At 58.3% G+C, this 15,403-nt stretch carries 11 protein-coding genes; 10 read left to right on the top strand and 1 reads right to left on the bottom strand.

From position 1 onward, the window contains the following. Positions 1–6 precede the first annotated feature (6 nt). The 6 genes from PSEBG33_RS21895 to PSEBG33_RS21920 all read left to right on the top strand — a co-directional run bounded on the left by PSEBG33_RS21895 (position 7) and on the right by PSEBG33_RS21920 (position 7,830). Positions 7–1,455 (top strand): alginate O-acetyltransferase, encoded by a 1,449-nt coding sequence (locus PSEBG33_RS21895; protein WP_005785007.1) that lies wholly within the window; start codon positions 7–9, stop codon positions 1,453–1,455. Positions 1,456–1,463: 8 nt separating this feature from the next. Beyond that, a complete protein-coding gene (locus tag PSEBG33_RS21900; protein WP_005785006.1) occupies positions 1,464–2,573 on the top strand; it encodes a mannuronate-specific alginate lyase in 1,110 nt (369 codons plus the stop codon). A 228-nt stretch (positions 2,574–2,801) separates the two neighbouring features. Beyond that, a complete protein-coding gene (locus PSEBG33_RS21905; RefSeq protein ID WP_003188730.1) occupies positions 2,802–4,334 on the top strand; it encodes an MBOAT family O-acyltransferase in 1,533 nt (510 codons plus the stop codon). Positions 4,335–4,345: 11 nt separating this feature from the next. After that, on the top strand, positions 4,346–5,518 hold the full coding sequence (locus PSEBG33_RS21910) for an alginate O-acetyltransferase (RefSeq protein ID WP_005785003.1): 1,173 nt from the start codon (positions 4,346–4,348) through the stop codon (positions 5,516–5,518). 16 nt (positions 5,519–5,534) lie between these two features. Continuing rightward, entirely contained in the window at positions 5,535–6,191 is a 657-nt protein-coding gene (locus PSEBG33_RS21915; protein ID WP_005785001.1) for an alginate O-acetyltransferase AlgF, read from the top strand. Between the two features lie 187 nt (positions 6,192–6,378). Further along, positions 6,379–7,830 carry a mannose-1-phosphate guanylyltransferase/mannose-6-phosphate isomerase gene (locus tag PSEBG33_RS21920; protein WP_005784999.1) on the top strand — a complete coding sequence of 484 codons (1,452 nt, stop codon included), beginning with the start codon at positions 6,379–6,381 and terminating at the stop codon, positions 7,828–7,830. Between the two features lie 154 nt (positions 7,831–7,984). On the opposite strand, the gene PSEBG33_RS26870 is transcribed toward PSEBG33_RS21920, so the two are convergent. Continuing rightward, positions 7,985–11,707: a dermonecrotic toxin domain-containing protein gene (locus tag PSEBG33_RS26870; RefSeq protein WP_005784997.1), complete on the bottom strand. Its 3,723-nt coding sequence runs from the start codon at positions 11,705–11,707 to the stop codon at positions 7,985–7,987. Positions 11,708–12,059: 352 nt separating this feature from the next. Between PSEBG33_RS26870 and PSEBG33_RS21925 the strand changes: the two genes are divergently transcribed. The 4 genes from PSEBG33_RS21925 to PSEBG33_RS26865 all read left to right on the top strand — a co-directional run bounded on the left by PSEBG33_RS21925 (position 12,060) and on the right by PSEBG33_RS26865 (position 15,401). Further along, positions 12,060–12,524 (top strand): hypothetical protein, encoded by a 465-nt coding sequence (locus tag PSEBG33_RS21925; RefSeq protein WP_005784995.1) that lies wholly within the window; start codon positions 12,060–12,062, stop codon positions 12,522–12,524. Between the two features lie 14 nt (positions 12,525–12,538). Next, complete coding sequence (locus PSEBG33_RS21930) at positions 12,539–13,351, top strand: SDR family oxidoreductase (RefSeq protein ID WP_005784994.1); 813 nt, start codon at positions 12,539–12,541, stop codon at positions 13,349–13,351. A gap of 90 nt (positions 13,352–13,441) precedes the next feature. Continuing rightward, complete coding sequence (locus tag PSEBG33_RS21935) at positions 13,442–14,788, top strand: AAA family ATPase (protein WP_005784992.1); 1,347 nt, start codon at positions 13,442–13,444, stop codon at positions 14,786–14,788. Further along, the gene (locus PSEBG33_RS26865; RefSeq protein ID WP_032803263.1) at positions 14,781–15,401 is read left to right on the top strand and encodes a retron system putative HNH endonuclease; all 621 of its coding nucleotides are present in this window, start codon (positions 14,781–14,783) and stop codon (positions 15,399–15,401) included. The genes PSEBG33_RS21935 and PSEBG33_RS26865 overlap by 8 nt, the downstream gene beginning before the upstream one ends. Positions 15,402–15,403 lie beyond the last annotated feature (2 nt).

The raw sequence follows: 15,403 nt of genomic DNA, 5'->3' as shown, positions 1-15,403 counted from the left end.
ACCCTTATGCACCCACACATGATCAAACTGCTGAGCCTCTCGGGTCTGACCCTCGGCCTGCTGGCGGCCAGCCAGGGCGTGCGCGCCGATGAAGTCAAGGCACCGACCTTCACTGCCGAGCCGTGCTGCAGCCTGTGCCCGGCGGCCCATGACGCGAAGAACTACACCACGCGCTACCAGCAGAACTTCACCACCCTGGTACAAGCCCAGGGCGATTGGTTGTTCCGTACCCAGGAAGACCTGCGCACCGAATTCGACACCACACCGGCCGGCTACAAACGCATGCAGCAATTGCACAATGCGTTCAAGGCCAAGGGCGTGGAACTGGTGGTGGTCTACCAGCCAACCCGTGGCCTGGTGAACCGCAACAAGCTCAACCCTGAAGAAAAAGCCAAGTTCGACTTCGACAAGGCGCTGACCAACTACAAGACCATGCTTGGGCGTTTCGCCAAGATGGGCTACGTGGTGCCGGACCTGTCGCCGCTGACCAACGAGCAGTTGCCGGACGAACTGCCGGCTCACGACTTCTACTTCCGCGGCGACCAGCACTGGACCCCCTACGGCGCCCAGCGCACGGCGAAGATCGTCGCGGCCAAGGTCAAGCAGATGCCGGAGTACGCCGAGATTCCCAAGCGCGAATTCGAGACCAAGCGCTCGGGCCGCATGGGCAAGACCGGCACCCTGCACAACATGGCCGGGCAACTGTGCGGCACCAGCTATGCGATCCAGTACATGGACCAGTTCACCACCGAGCCCAAGGGCGAAGCCGGTGACGGTGACCTGTTCAGTGATTCGGGCAACCCGCAGATCACCCTGGTGGGCACCAGCCACAGCGGCAAGAACTACAACTTCGCCGGTTTCCTCGAAGAAGAAATCGGTGCCGACATCCTCAACGTCGCCTTCCCCGGCGGTGGCCTGGAAGGCTCGATGTTGCAGTACCTGGGCAGCGACGAGTTCCAGAAGACCCCACCGAAGATCCTGATCTGGGAATTCTCGCCGCTGTACCGTCTCGACCAGGAAACCATCTACCGCCAGATGATGGCGCTGCTGGACAACGGTTGCGAAGGCAAGCCTGCACAGATGTCCGCCAGCACCACCCTCAAGCCCGGCAAGAACGAACTGATGGTCAACAGCGCGAACAGAGACCTGCGCAACGCCAACCATCAGGTCGACATCCGCTTCGCCGATCCATCGGTCAAAACCTTGCAAGCCACCCTCTGGTACATGAACGGTCGCCACGAGGACATCAAGATCGAGAAACCCGAGACATCCGATACAGACGGGCGTTTCGCCTTTGAACTGCGCACCGATGAAGACTGGGCCTCGCAGAACTTGCTGGCCGTGGAAGTACAGGGCCCGGAAAAGGGTGCTGCCGCGCAGAAAGTCGAAGCGAAAATTTGCACACGCAACGTATTCCCAAGCGGTGGTCAGCAGACCGCTTCAACTGGGCAATGAGGTTACTTATGCAGAAGCTATTGATTCCATCGTTACTGGGCCTGGCGATCTTCGCCGGGGCAGCCAACGCCGCCGCGCCGCTGCGCCCGCCCCAGGGCTATTTCGCACCGATCGAAGCGTTCAAGACCGGCGACTTCAAGGAAAACTGCGACACCATGCCGACCCCCTACACCGGGCCGTTGCAGTTTCGCAGCAAGTACGAAGGTTCGGACAAGGCGCGCTCCACGCTGAACGTGCAATCGGAAAAAGCCTTCCGCGATAGCACTGCCGATATCACCAAGCTGGAAAAAGACACCAGCAAACGGGTGATGCAGTTCATGCGCGACGGTCGCCCGCAGCAGCTCGAATGCACCCTGAACTGGCTGGTGTCGTGGGCCAAGGCCGACGCACTGATGTCCAAGGACTTCAACCACACCGGCAAGTCCATGCGCAAATGGGCACTGGGCAGCATGGCCTCGGCCTATGTACGCCTGAAGTTCTCCGAATCTCACCCGCTGGCCAACCATCAGCAGGAGTCGCAACAGATCGAAGCCTGGTTCAACAAACTGGCCGATCAGGTGGTGAGCGACTGGGACAACCTGCCACTGGAAAAAACCAACAACCACTCCTACTGGGCCGCCTGGTCGGTGATGGCGACCTCCATCGCCACCAACCGTCGCGACCTGTTTGACTGGGCCGTGAAGGAATACAAGGTCGGTGTGAACCAGGTCGATGACCAGGGCTTTTTGCCGAACGAATTGAAGCGTCAGCAACGCGCGCTGTCGTACCACAACTACGCCCTGCCGCCGCTGTCGATGATCGCCAGTTTTGCCCTGGTCAACGGCGTGGACCTGCGCCAGGAAAACAACAGCGCGCTCAAGCGCCTGGGCGACAAGGTACTGGCCGGGGTGAAAGACCCGGACATCTTCGAGCAGAAGAACGGTAAAGAGCAGGACATGAAGGACTTGAAGCAGGACATGAAATTCGCCTGGCTTGAACCCTTCTGCACCCTCTACACCTGCGCACCGGATGTGATCGAGCGCAAGCACGGGATGCAACCGTTCAAGACGTTCCGCCTGGGTGGCGACCTGACCAAGGTCTACGACCCGGCGCACGAAAAAGGCAACAAAGGCAGCTGATACATAGCTCCCGGTTGGACTCGGTCCAACTGTGGGAGCTGGCTTGCCTGCGATAGGGGTCTGACATTCAACATTGATGTCGACTGATACACCGCCATCGCAGGCAAGCCAGCTCCCACAGTTAACCCGGTTCCTTCAGTGAAATTGCAATACAACCTCCCCCCGAAATCGTGGGGGGGTTTGGGGGGCTCTGGCCCTTGACTGTTGGTTAAACATGGAGAGATCGGGATGGTTTTCTCGTCCAATGTGTTCCTGTTTCTGTTCTTGCCGATCTTTCTCGGCTTGTACTATTTGAGCGGGCAACGCTATCGCAACCTGCTGCTGCTGATTGCCAGCTATGTGTTCTACGCCTGGTGGCGAGTGGACTTCCTGGCGCTGTTCGCCGCCGTCACGCTGTGGAATTACTGGATCGGCCTCAAGGTCGGTGCCGCTGGCGTGCGCACCAAGCCGGCGCAGCGCTGGCTGCTGCTCGGCGTGGCGGTCGATCTGTGCATCCTCGGCTACTTCAAGTACGCCAACTTCGGCGTCGACAGCATCAATGTGATGATGAAGTCGGCGGGCCTGGAGCCGTTCATTCTCACCCACGTGCTGTTGCCGATTGGTATCTCGTTCTACATCTTCGAGTCCATCAGCTACATCATCGACGTGTACCGCGGCGACACCCCGGCGACCCGCAACCTGATCGACTTCGCGGCGTTCGTGGCGATCTTCCCGCACTTGATCGCCGGCCCCGTGCTGCGTTTTCGCGACCTGGCCGACCAGTTCAACAACCGCACCCACACCCTCGACAAGTTCTCCGAGGGCTGCACGCGGTTCATGCAGGGTTTCATCAAGAAGGTATTTATTGCCGACACCCTGGCGGTGGTGGCCGACCATTGCTTCGCCCTGCAAAACCCCACCACGGGTGACGCCTGGCTCGGCGCACTGGCCTACACCGCGCAGCTGTACTTCGATTTCTCCGGCTACAGCGACATGGCCATCGGCCTGGGCTTGATGATGGGTTTCCGCTTCATGGAAAACTTCAAGCAGCCCTACATCAGCCAGTCGATCACCGAGTTCTGGCGGCGCTGGCACATCAGCCTCTCTACCTGGCTGCGTGATTACCTGTACATCACCCTGGGCGGCAATCGTAAAGGCACGTTGACCACCTACCGCAACCTGTTCCTGACCATGCTGCTCGGTGGCCTGTGGCACGGCGCCAACATCACCTACATCGTATGGGGTGCCTGGCACGGCATGTGGCTGGCGATTGAAAAAGCCATCGGCCTCAATACTGCGCCGCGCAGCTTCAACGTGTTGCGCTGGGCCTTCACCTTCCTGCTGGTGGTGATGGGCTGGGTGATCTTCCGCGCCGAAAACCTGCACGTCGCAGGCCGCATGTACGGTGCGATGTTCAGCTTCAGCGAATGGTCGCTGTCGGAACTCAACCGCGCCAACCTTACTGGCCTGCAAGTGGCAACGTTGGTCGTGGCCTACGCAACCCTGGCGTTCTTCGGCCTGCGTGACTTCTACACCAATCGCCCAGCCGACAAGGCCAAGCCGGCCGATCCGAGCCTGATCAAGGCGGTACCTGGCGACAACCCAGGCAGCATTCACGAGCCCGGTTTCAGCGTGGGCCGTGACGCCGCTGTGCAACCGGCCTACTGGACCGCTGACTGGCCACGCTACGCCATGCGCGCTGCGGTGCTGCTGCTGTTCGTGGCGTCGATTCTGAAACTGTCGGCGCAGAGTTTCTCGCCGTTCCTTTACTTCCAATTCTGAGGGAGCCGACCATGACCCGTTCATTACGCGTCCTCTATATCGGCCTGTTCCTGGTGCTGCTGCTGGCACTGGGGGCGTGGTCACTGCGCAGCTTCTTTGGCTTCAGCACCAACGCTGATGCCACAGTGCTTAACGGTCGCTGGACCAAAGCCGTCGAGACTCACTACGACGAGGAGTTCCCGATCAAGCGCCTGGGCACCAACCTGTGGGCTGCGCTGGACTACAAGCTGTTCAATGAAGGTCGCCCTGGCGTAGTGCTGGGCCGCGACCACTGGCTGTACAGCGACGAGGAGTTCAATCCGGCCGTCAACGAAGACCAGAACCTTGAAGGCAACTACGCGCTGGTCGAAGGCGTGCGCCAGAAACTCAAGGCCCAAGGCATCCAACTGGTGATGGCGATTGTGCCGGCCAAGGTGCGCCTGTACCCGGAACACCTGGGTGAGGTGAAACCGGCGAGCATTCACGCCAACCTGTACCAGGACTTCCACGCCCGGGTCGCCGCCGACAACATCCCGGCCCCCGACCTGCTCGGCCCGCTGCAACAGGCCAAGCTGGGTGGCAAGCAGGTGTTCCTGCGTACCGACACTCACTGGACTCCGGACGGTGCGCAAGTCGCTGCCACGCAATTGGCCAAGGCGATTGCCGACAAGACCCCGCTGAGTGGCGAGCCGCAGCGTTTTGTCACCGAGGCCGAGAAAACCGAGCCGCATAAAGGCGACCTGCGTTTGTTCCTGCCCCTGGACCCGCTGTTCGAAAACCTGATGCCGCCCAAAGAGCCGCTGGAAAAACGCGTCACGCACCTGGCCGAAGAGAAAGGTGACGACGCGCTGTTCAGCGACAGCGAAACCCCGGTGGCCCTGGTGGGCACCAGCTACAGCGCCAACCCCAACTGGAACTTCGTGGGCGCGCTCAAGCAAGCCTTGCACAGCGACGTGGTCAGCTACGCCGAAGACGGCCACGGCCCGATCCTGCCGATGCTCAGCTACCTCAAAAGTGACGATTTCAAGAACAACCCGCCCCAGGTGCTGATCTGGGAATTCCCCGAACGCTATCTGCCCGTGAATAACGAAATCGGTGACGCCGACCCAGCGTGGGTTGCGCAGCTTAAACAAGCCGGTTCGCGCCAACAGAACATGGCAATCAATACATCTAAATCCGAGACGCCCGACCGGGCGCAAAACTGAAAGAGAGGTAACTCACATGACTTTCACTACTACTCCTCGTCGTCTCGCCAAGACCCTGGCTATCGCTGCCGGCCTGAGCTTCGTATCAATGTCCGCCTTTGCCGGTGGTGACGCCGCCCTCTACGGCCCAACCGCGCCGAAGGGCTCCAGCTTCGTGCGCATATACAACGCCAGCAACCAGGAAGTCAGCGCCACCGTCGGCGCCACCAACCTCAGCGACGTTGCACCGTTGGCCAGCAGCGACTTCAGCTTCATGCCGGGCGGTGACTACAGCGCCAAGGTCGGCAGCCAGACCGTACCGGTCAAACTCGCCGCCGACCACTACTACACCCTGGTCAACAGCGGCAGCGGCCAACCGCAGTTGATCGAAGAACCGCCGTTCAAGAACAAGCAGAAATCCCTGGTACGCGTGCAGAACCTCAGCGACAAGGCCCTGAGCCTGAAAACTGCCGACGGCAAGACCGATGTGGTCAAGTCGGTAGCCGCCAAGGGCCGTGGCGAACGTGAGATCAACCCGGTGAAGGTAAGCCTGGCGTTGTATGACGGCGACAAGAAGGTCGGCGATGTGAAGCCGGTAGCGCTGGAGCGTGGTGAGGCAGCGGTGCTGTACGTCACCGGTTCCGGTTCGAGCCTGTCGCCAGTGTGGGTGAAACGCCCGGTGTCGACCCGATAACTATTTCCCTGAGTTGACACGTCCCCTTGTGGGAGCTGGCTTGCCTGCGATGGCGGTCTTTTAGGCGCCATCGCAGGCAAGCCAGCTCCCACACTGACCGGTTTTCAACTCAGGACCGAGACAAAAACAAGAGTGAAACGACAAACCTTCGTAGCTCTGACCCAAACTGATTCAAGGAGAAACACCCATGATCCCAGTAATCCTTTCCGGTGGTAGCGGCTCACGTCTTTGGCCGCTTTCGCGTAAACAGTTCCCCAAGCAGTTCCTGGCCCTGACCGGCGAGCACACCTTGTTCCAGCAAACCCTGGAACGCCTGGTGTTCGAAGGCATGGACTCCCCTATCGTGGTCTGCAACAAGGATCACCGCTTCATCGTCAACGAGCAACTGAGCGCACGTAAGCTTGAATGCCAACGCATCCTGATGGAGCCCTTTGGGCGCAACACCGCACCGGCCGTGGCCCTGACCGCGATGATGCTGGTCAACGAAGGCCGTGACGAGCTGATGCTGGTGCTGCCTGCCGACCACGTGATCGACGACCAGAAAGCCCTGCAACGTGCCCTGGCCCTGGCCACTGTGGCGGCCGAGCGTGGCGAGATGGTGTTGTTCGGCGTACCGGCGACCCGTCCGGAAACCGGCTATGGCTACATCAAGTCCACCAACGACTCGCTGCTGCCCGAAGGCGTGAGCCGCGTGCAGCAGTTCGTGGAAAAGCCCGATGAAAAGCGCGCCATCGAGTTCGTCAAAAGCGGTGGTTACTTCTGGAACAGCGGTATGTTCCTGTTCCGCGCCAGCCGCTTCCTCGAAGAGCTGAAAAAGCACGATCCGGACATCTACGACACCTGCGTGCTGACCCTGGAACGCAGTGAGCAGACCCACGACACGGTCACCTTCGACGACGCCACCTTCGCCTGCTGCCCGGACAACTCCATCGACTACGCCGTGATGGAAAAGACCCAACGCGCCTGCGTGGTGCCATTGGCCGCCGGCTGGAGCGACGTGGGTTGCTGGGCCTCGCTGTGGGCGGTCAACGACAAAGACGCCAACGGCAACGTGAGCAAAGGCGACGTAGTGATCCAGGACAGCCGCAACTGCATGGTGCATGGCAACGGCAAACTGGTATCGGTGATCGGCCTGGACAACATCGTGGTGGTGGAAACCAAAGACGCGATGATGATTGCCCACAAGGACAAGGTCCAGGGCGTCAAGCAGATGGTCAACACGCTCAACGAACAGGGCCGCAGCGAAACCCAGAACCACTGCGAAGTCTACCGTCCGTGGGGCTCCTACGACTCGGTGGACATGGGCGGCCGCTTCCAGGTCAAGCACATCTCGGTCAAACCGGGTGCGTGCCTGTCGCTGCAGATGCACCACCACCGCGCCGAACACTGGATTGTGGTCAGCGGCACCGCGGAAGTCACCTGTGACGACAACGTGTTCCTGCTCTGCGAGAACCAATCCACCTACATCCCGATCGCCTCGGTGCACCGCCTGCGCAACCCGGGCAAGATCCCACTGGAGATCATCGAAGTGCAATCGGGCAGCTACCTGGGGGAAGACGATATCGAGCGGTTCGAAGATATCTACGGTCGCTCGACGCCGGTTGAACGTGGCGTGTCAGTGAAAACTATCGCGCAGTAAAACAGTCGTACAAGAAGCCCTCGCCCAGCCCATTGCGTCCCCTATCCGCAGTGGGTTGGGTGGGGGCTTTTTGTTGAGGGCTTTGTGGTGAATAGGCCGAAAGCACGACAGTCATCATGGCCACCCAATACCGGCCAACGCCATGGGCTTATATTTAAATCGGCGTTCTCCCATGAGAAATAACGCGATCGACTAATTCACCGTTAGGCCCACCCCGGTACTTCAAAGGAATGGAAAACGGCACATCCACATAGAAAATATGCGGATTATCAGGGCTTTGGATAACATTTAACCCCGACGTATTGACTTCGTAGTAGCGCGACATTTTATCCATCGCATTGCCATACTTACGCTTCCCAAAGATGGTTTCGGAAATCTGTCGGGCAGGCATATTCCCTGGCGTCAAGTCCGTAAAGTAATGCCGGCCTCGCTTTCCGGGCAGAGGTCGACCGCTCAAATCTGAACTTGAAGGTGAAAGGCTCCTATCGGCCATGATTGCGGCATGCGGTTTATCCCCGGTGTAGTGATAAAAAACATTCTTACCTTTTACCGGTGGCTCCATCAGCGCTTTTTCTCCCGGAAAGCTTTCCGGCACCCTCGGTCGCTTATTGGCCGGTTGAGCACTTGTCGCGTTACTCGTGCCGACGCTGCCTGAAGAGCTGCCTTGGTCAAACGGGCGCTTGCTCGGCCGAGATGCCCCCGTAGCAGTGGGAGCCCCGCCCGGCAATCGGCTCAAACGCCACTCACCGTTACCCGCGGACTCCAGAAATGCTTGAACCCTATAGAGCTTCGACGTCTCCAGTGGCGCCTGAGGATCCACGATAGCGACCCGCCCGTCACGTGCGTGGAAGGCCGAATCAATCTGATACACCTTGTTGACCCCCGTACTGTCGGTAAAGCGCACGTAAAAATCATTGCCCACGTTATAGGTACCGTCTGGCCTCAAAGGGCGACCTTTGATGACATCTTCCGACACGGAGAAGGTGCTCAGATTAAGGTTTGGACGCGCGCCAGCCGTTGGTGCTCTGACGATGACTGGAGGGGCTGGCGGGACCACCGAGCTTTTGAACACCGGCCGCAACGGCACAGCACTCACATTGGGAATACCAGAGGCGGCCAGCGTGAAATCCGAGTAGACCGCACGCAGTGCGCCCGGGCTTTTGAGCAGTCGCGGCAAGATTCGGGCATTGGCGCGCAAGGCCGTCACGGCAGCCTTTCCTAAGCGAACCCCCATGGAGATGCCTTTTCCGAGCACTGGCAACAAGTCGAGGAAGATGGAGGCCACCTCAACGCCGAACTGAACTTTGTTGATTCTCGATTGATACGCGACCTCTGCGCTGCTGACGCTTTGGTGGTCCGCGTGATCGATGAGTAACTTTACTTTCTGCTTGTACAGCTCATCCTGAAAGTTGCCATCGAAGGGCTTGAGTGTCACGGGAACGTCCGTCAACTTAAGCACCTTGATAAGCGTATCCAGAGCGCGCAAGGGGTTCTTCGTCGGATCGAATGTGTGTGCCTTGATCGCCTCGCCAGCTTTAACCACGTCGTTCTTATCGACCGGTGACGCTCTGCTCGCGGTGTAGAGCCGCCACTCCTTTTTCGCCATCAAGGCGTTCAAGGCGCTCAGATCCGCCACCTCGCGAAAACACACGCCATCGGGCGCATTCGGCGTGCACAGTACAAGCGAGGCGTCTGTGTCATTGCCAATCACCATCGCTCCCTGAACCGGCAACCCACGCTGGATAAGGGCATTGGTGACAATTTTTTTCCCATCCACCAAAGGCCGGTCAGCCGGGTCCGGGTAATCAAGAACAGCCGCGACCCACTGCGCCCCTCGCTTGGTGCTAGTGTCTTGGGTAGCGTCTATGTTGTAGCTATTGGGGTTGAGTGCTGCGAGAAACGCCTCTTTATCCAGCATGTCGCTCAGGTGGGTTTTCCAAGCATTGCGGACGTCGCCGGCCGCACCCGACGGGGCATCCGCGGCCAACTCCTGTTTAAGCAGCTCGGTATAGGCTCCTCCTACATCAGCAGTGTTGACCAACGCTTTGAGCTGCTCGGTATTCAGGACGACCTGCTTGCCATCGTCGCCCAACAGAGGGTTGCCGTGAGTATCGGTCAGCGGTAATTCGAAGGTGAGCTGGGTGAAGTGGCCGTGCTGGACGGCTGGAAACTCACTGGGGTTTTTCAGCGCCAGATCAGTCAGCGATACGCGGTGGTGCTTGACGGTGAGCGTATGACTGCTGCTTTGCCCGCCAGTGTGAGGATTGGACCTGGTTTTCACCCGCACCATCAGCTTGTCCGCATCGACCTGTGCAGCGGGGAACTGCCGTTTGATTGCTTCGTTCATCCGGTCGCGGGAAAAGCTACCCAGAGAAGGAAGGGTTGCCAGCGATGACGCCAGCGCATTTGCACTGCGGGCCTCGGTGTGTTCCAGGTAATCAAACAACGCTTCCTGGGCCGGGCTCAGGTTTTTCAGCCACTCGGGGGCCAGCTTGTCAGCCAGTTGTTCATCCCGCGCCGCCATGGCGTTGTCGCTACTGAGCAAGTACGACCAGTCAGCGGCATCATCCATGCGCTTGAGTGCTCCCGGCTCTGTCGATACCCGGGCGAGATTCGCAACGACTTCCTCCTGCTGACGCTTGAGCATCCAGGGGATGCCCTCGGCCAGCACATCCCCCGTCAAGGGTGAGGCGCTCAACATCACATCGTCGCCAGAGGGCGGTTCGGACTTGTTTTGTAACGACAACGGCAGCGTTTGCAACAGTAGGTCCGCGTCGGCGCCCCCCTCATCAAGGCGCGCTGCAATCGCCTGGCGCGCCAGGGCTGGCGTCGCAAACTGCTCGAAGCCCTCACCCGGGGTGTACAGCACGACCGGTCCATTCGTCTCATCGAGTGCCAAGGTTCGGCCTTTGGTCCAGACAGGGGGCATGGCCCCGGAACCGTCGGTGCTGGTGATCAGGAAGCAGCCCGCCATCAAGGCTCCCCCCTCGCTACCGTCATCAACGGTAAGCGGGTAGACACCAGGCCGTGCGCCATTGAGGAAGGCAGCTTCCCGTTCAGCCAGCGTGGGGTATTGCAGTGCTGCGTCGATCAACCGCTTGCTCGCCGCGCTCAGTGTTCCATCGCTCACGCGCAATGCCGCCAGCGTCGAAAGTTGCTGCTTGTGCAAGGTCAACAACTGGTCTTGAGGGGCCTGCAGAACCTGAGGGTCTTTCAACGTCGGGCGGGGGGTTGTCCAGAAGGTTTGAAGGACCATCGGAAACTGCGTGACGATGCGCTGGGCAATCGTATCCAGGGTCAACTGTGGCGTGACGAGGGTGCTCGGGCTGGTGTCCGTGGCACGGGTAAAAATGCCGGACTGTTCAACGTCGTCTGCCTTGGGCTGCTTGTCAGGATTGGCCAGCAAGTTCGCCACCTTCCTGTTCAAGGCGTCCAGCACCGGCTCGGACGACAGTGTTTTGATAGAGCCATCGTCCTGCTCGACCCAGCGCTTGAAGACCAGGTCTTGTGGCTTCAAGGTCGACATGTACGGAAACATTTGGCCCACTTGCTGACGCAGGAAGTCCTGGAAGCTCGGTTGCTCACCGTGCAAACGCTGCATGTCGCGGGATTGAAGGGCGTGTTGGGTGACAAACGCCTCCTGATTGGTAACCTTGAATTGCTGCATGAGCCGTGGGTATTCCAGCCTGGCCGGGGGGATGCCGGCCGAGGTGGGAAGAGGAATATCGTCCGGCGCGTAGGTCAATACCGGTGGCAGGTGCACGGGCTTTAGCGGGGGGGTGTCAACGGCAATATCGGTTTGGGTGGCCAATGCGTTTGGGGCAACAACGCTTTGTGGGGGGGAAAGGTGGGTCGAGTTGTCGGTCGCTGCAAACATAAAATAAACCTTACATAGAAGAGTTGAACGTCGCCGCTACCTCCCTGTAGGTCGTCAGATAAGTGGACGTTCAATGCGCTCCGGTTCCTGCCAGGAATGTAAGCTCAAGTAGCAGATCGCTGTGAGCTCTGCTGAATAAGATCAAGTACCAGGGCGCTGTACGGTCCTATTGATTGAAGTAAAAAACACCTGCTTTGCGTACAGCCCCCTCCCACATTTGAATGTGTTCACAAATCAAAGGTGGGAGGGGGCTTGCTCCCGATGAGGCCCGCAGGGTCACCACAGCACTCAAGGTAACCAATCCCACCTACGCTTCAGTTAGGATGCTCGTTCCCCATTCGAGGTGGTCTCCATGTTCTTCGGCGTTCTCCTGATCATTACCTGGCTGATCCTGCTGCTGCGTTACCCGGCCAAGGCACTGCCGGTTTCGCTGGCCGCTGCGGTCGGCCTGGGTTTCGTCGCCGTCTGGGTGGTGTGGCTGGACAACCGCGAAGCCGCGCAACTGGCACGCCTCGAGTTGCGCATCAGCTACGCCCCTCAGGACTGCCCCGCCGACCGACCGCTCAAACTGACCCTCAACAACGGCAACGACGTACCGCTCACCGAGCTGCGCTGGCGCGTCGCCGCCTATGCACCGGGCGATACGGTCAACCTGGCCGACAACGTCTACGCCGCCCCACGCTATCGCGGCCCCGGCGAATTGCAGGCCGGCGCCACCTGGGACGATTGCCTGCCCACACCGCCCCTGCGCCCTGGCTATCGCCCACAAACCCTGGAATTTCGCGCCGAGCACCTGCAAGGCAGTTTCTCGGACTGACAAAGGAATGATGCATGCTCAACGTACTGATCACCGGTTGCTCCAGCGGCATCGGCCGCGCCCTCGCCGACGCGTTCAAAGCCGCAGGCTTCAACGTGTGGGCCAGCGCCCGCCAACCCGATGACGTCGCTGCGCTTACCGCTGCAGGCTTTAATGCCGTGCAACTGGACGTCAACGACAGCGCCGCCCTGAAACGATTGTCCGAACAGTGGGGCGAGCTGGATGTACTGATCAACAACGCCGGCTACGGCGCCATGGGCCCGTTGCTCGACGGCGGCACCAAAGCGATGCAGCGCCAGTTCCAAACCAATGTGTTTTCCATTGTCGGCGTGACCCAGGCGCTGTTTCCGGCCTTGCGTCGCAGCAAGGGCCTGGTGGTGAACATCGGCAGTGTTTCCGGCGTATTGGTGACGCCGTTCGCCGGCGCCTACTGCGCATCCAAAGCCGCTGTGCATGCCTTGAGCGATGCCCTGCGCATGGAACTGGCACCGTTTGGCGTGCGGGTGATGGAAGTGCAGCCCGGTGCGATCAATACCCATTTTGCGAAGAATGCCGGGGCCCAGGCCGAATTGTTGATCAATGAAACGTCGCCGTGGTGGCCGCTGCGCGAGGGCATTCGCGCGCGCAGCCAAGCCTCCCAGGACAAGCCAACTCCAGCCACTGAGTTTGCGGCGGATGTGCTCAAGGCCGTGCAACAAGACCAGCCACCGCGCCTGCTACGCTCGGGCAACGGCAGCCGCGCACTGCCGTTGATGGCGGCGCTGTTGCCCAAGGGGTTGCTGGAGAAGGTGTTGAAGAAGCGCTTTGGCTTGGGCGGCGTGTTGTAAGCACGCGTGAAGCCTACCTGCCAAAACTCGGGATGAGTGCCATAATCGCCGCCTGCCTCTTGAAACTGACCGGCCCATAAGGGTAATGCGATGGAAATCAGAAAAATTCGACTGAATAACGTCGGTCGTTTTACCGACTTGGAAGTCGCCTTTGCGCCTACCGAAAAGCATGCGTCGAAGGTGACGGTGTTTGTGGGGAATAATGGGGCGGGGAAGACGACAATTCTGAAGTCGCTGGCGACGGCGCTTAGTTGGTTTGTAGCGAGAGTGAAGACTGAAAGAGGGAGAGGCTCGTCGATTGCTTCAGAGGTCATTAAAAACGCTGCCAACACAGCCGCCATCTACATTGAAATAAACGACACCAGGCATTCAAAACGCTCAACTTATTACTGGACGATTTCCCAGTCACGCCAAGGTCGAATGGGGTTGGGCACCAGTGAACTTGCAGATGCAACTGAATTGGCTGGTAACTACCGGTACCATTGGTCATTGGTGGACGAAAACATCTCTCTACCTATGATCGCTTTTTATCCTGTAGAGCGGTCCGTATTACAAATTCCGCTAGCCATCAAAAAAACTAAAAACTCTGCTGACCAACTGAGCGGTTATGAAAACTCCTTGGGAGGAAGCGTAAATTTTTCACACTTTTTCGAATGGTTCCGAGACCGTGAGGATGGTGAAAATGAAGCTGCCATACCTTTCGATGTATTGGTCCACCTGAAAAAAACTTTCGGGGCAGACAAAGAATTTGTTGATGAGCTGAATCGCGTACAAAATGCCTCAAGAGACCGCCAACTCTCAGCAGTGCGCTCTGCAATTACCGTATTCATGCACGACTTTGACAACTTGCGAGTTCAACGAACACCTAACCTACATATGGCAATTGATAAAAAAGGGGTGACACTTAATGTCTCACAACTTTCTCAAGGCGAAAAATCTTTAATGGCCTTGGTTGGTGATATCGCCCGTCGTCTCGCCATAATGAACCCCGCTTTAGAAAACCCATTATATGGATCAGGCATTGTTCTGATAGACGAAGTAGATCTTCACCTACATCCCAAATGGCAAGGCAATCTTATTTGCCAGTTGACTGAAACCTTCCCCAACTGCCAATTCATCCTGACGACCCATTCTCCATTAGTGATCAGCGATGCCAAGGATGTCTTGTGCTACGTCCTCGATGACGGCGAATTGGAAGAACGCAATGGCCTCTATGGCTTGGACGCTAACCAAGTGCTGATTAGTGTCATGGACACGGACGTGCGTAATAGTAAGGTTCAGGCCAGTCTTGATCGTCTATTGGAACTGGTGCAAGACAAAAAGCTAAGCGAGGCCAAGGTCCTCTTCGAAGAGTTGTCCTCAGACCTTCCTCCAGGACATATCGAACTCACCAAAGCCGCCCTTCTGATTCGCAAACTGGAGTTGCGCAGTGCGTAAGATCATCAAAGGAGATGAACCAGCAGCACTAACGCAATGGAAACGTGCAAACCCAAAGAGTCGCTACCAAGACTTGGCGCATGAGCCAAGCCAATCCATTCGGCAGGCATGCGTCGAAGAACAACATGGACTTTGTGCTTACTGCTGCCACGAAATCACTGCTAACAACGCTCGCAATGAGCATGTTCAAGCTCGAAAACTCGCGCCAAATCGCACATTGGATTTTTCCAACATCGTCGCTAGCTGCGACAGGTCCAAACAATGCGACAAAGCCCACGGCCACCAAGTATTACCACTCACACCGTTGATGGATGAATGCGAAAGCGAACTGAAATTTTATATTTCAGGACGAGTGGAGGGGCTGACCCCAAGGGCAGCAACCGCCATTAAAGTGCTAAACCTGGGTGACAGCCATGAAAGCAACCGAGCATTGATTAATGCCCGAAAAACTCTAGTGGAAGCGCTTCTGTATGAGGGGGGAGTAGAGCTCGAAGTAGAAAATACCGAGCTGTTGCTCCTGTTAATGGATGAGTTGAGCGTTCCAGACGCCAACAACCGACTGAAACCTTTCGCGCCTGTCCTCATAAACGTCATCCGCCAGCTAACCACCTGACA

The sequence above is a fragment of the Pseudomonas synxantha BG33R genome (genome assembly GCF_000263715.2).
GTDB lineage: Bacteria > Pseudomonadota > Gammaproteobacteria > Pseudomonadales > Pseudomonadaceae > Aquipseudomonas > Aquipseudomonas synxantha_A.
The sequence above is the reverse complement of the archived record's forward strand: the minus strand, read 5'-3'. Positions and strand labels throughout refer to the sequence as shown.

What these genes read in the sequence shown, in the direction of transcription:
- PSEBG33_RS21900 (WP_005785006.1), top strand. Translation starts at nt 1,464, where the DNA reads ATGCAGAAGCTATTGATTCCATCGTTACTGGGCCTGGCGATCTTCGCC.
- PSEBG33_RS21935 (WP_005784992.1), top strand. Translation starts at nt 13,442, where the DNA reads ATGGAAATCAGAAAAATTCGACTGAATAACGTCGGTCGTTTTACCGAC.
- PSEBG33_RS26870 (WP_005784997.1), bottom strand. Translation starts at nt 11,707, where the DNA reads ATGTTTGCAGCGACCGACAACTCGACCCACCTTTCCCCCCCACAAAGC.
- PSEBG33_RS21895 (WP_005785007.1), top strand. Translation starts at nt 7, where the DNA reads ATGCACCCACACATGATCAAACTGCTGAGCCTCTCGGGTCTGACCCTC.
- PSEBG33_RS21905 (WP_003188730.1), top strand. Translation starts at nt 2,802, where the DNA reads ATGGTTTTCTCGTCCAATGTGTTCCTGTTTCTGTTCTTGCCGATCTTT.
- PSEBG33_RS21920 (WP_005784999.1), top strand. Translation starts at nt 6,379, where the DNA reads ATGATCCCAGTAATCCTTTCCGGTGGTAGCGGCTCACGTCTTTGGCCG.
- PSEBG33_RS21930 (WP_005784994.1), top strand. Translation starts at nt 12,539, where the DNA reads ATGCTCAACGTACTGATCACCGGTTGCTCCAGCGGCATCGGCCGCGCC.
- PSEBG33_RS21915 (WP_005785001.1), top strand. Translation starts at nt 5,535, where the DNA reads ATGACTTTCACTACTACTCCTCGTCGTCTCGCCAAGACCCTGGCTATC.
- PSEBG33_RS21910 (WP_005785003.1), top strand. Translation starts at nt 4,346, where the DNA reads ATGACCCGTTCATTACGCGTCCTCTATATCGGCCTGTTCCTGGTGCTG.
- PSEBG33_RS21925 (WP_005784995.1), top strand. Translation starts at nt 12,060, where the DNA reads ATGTTCTTCGGCGTTCTCCTGATCATTACCTGGCTGATCCTGCTGCTG.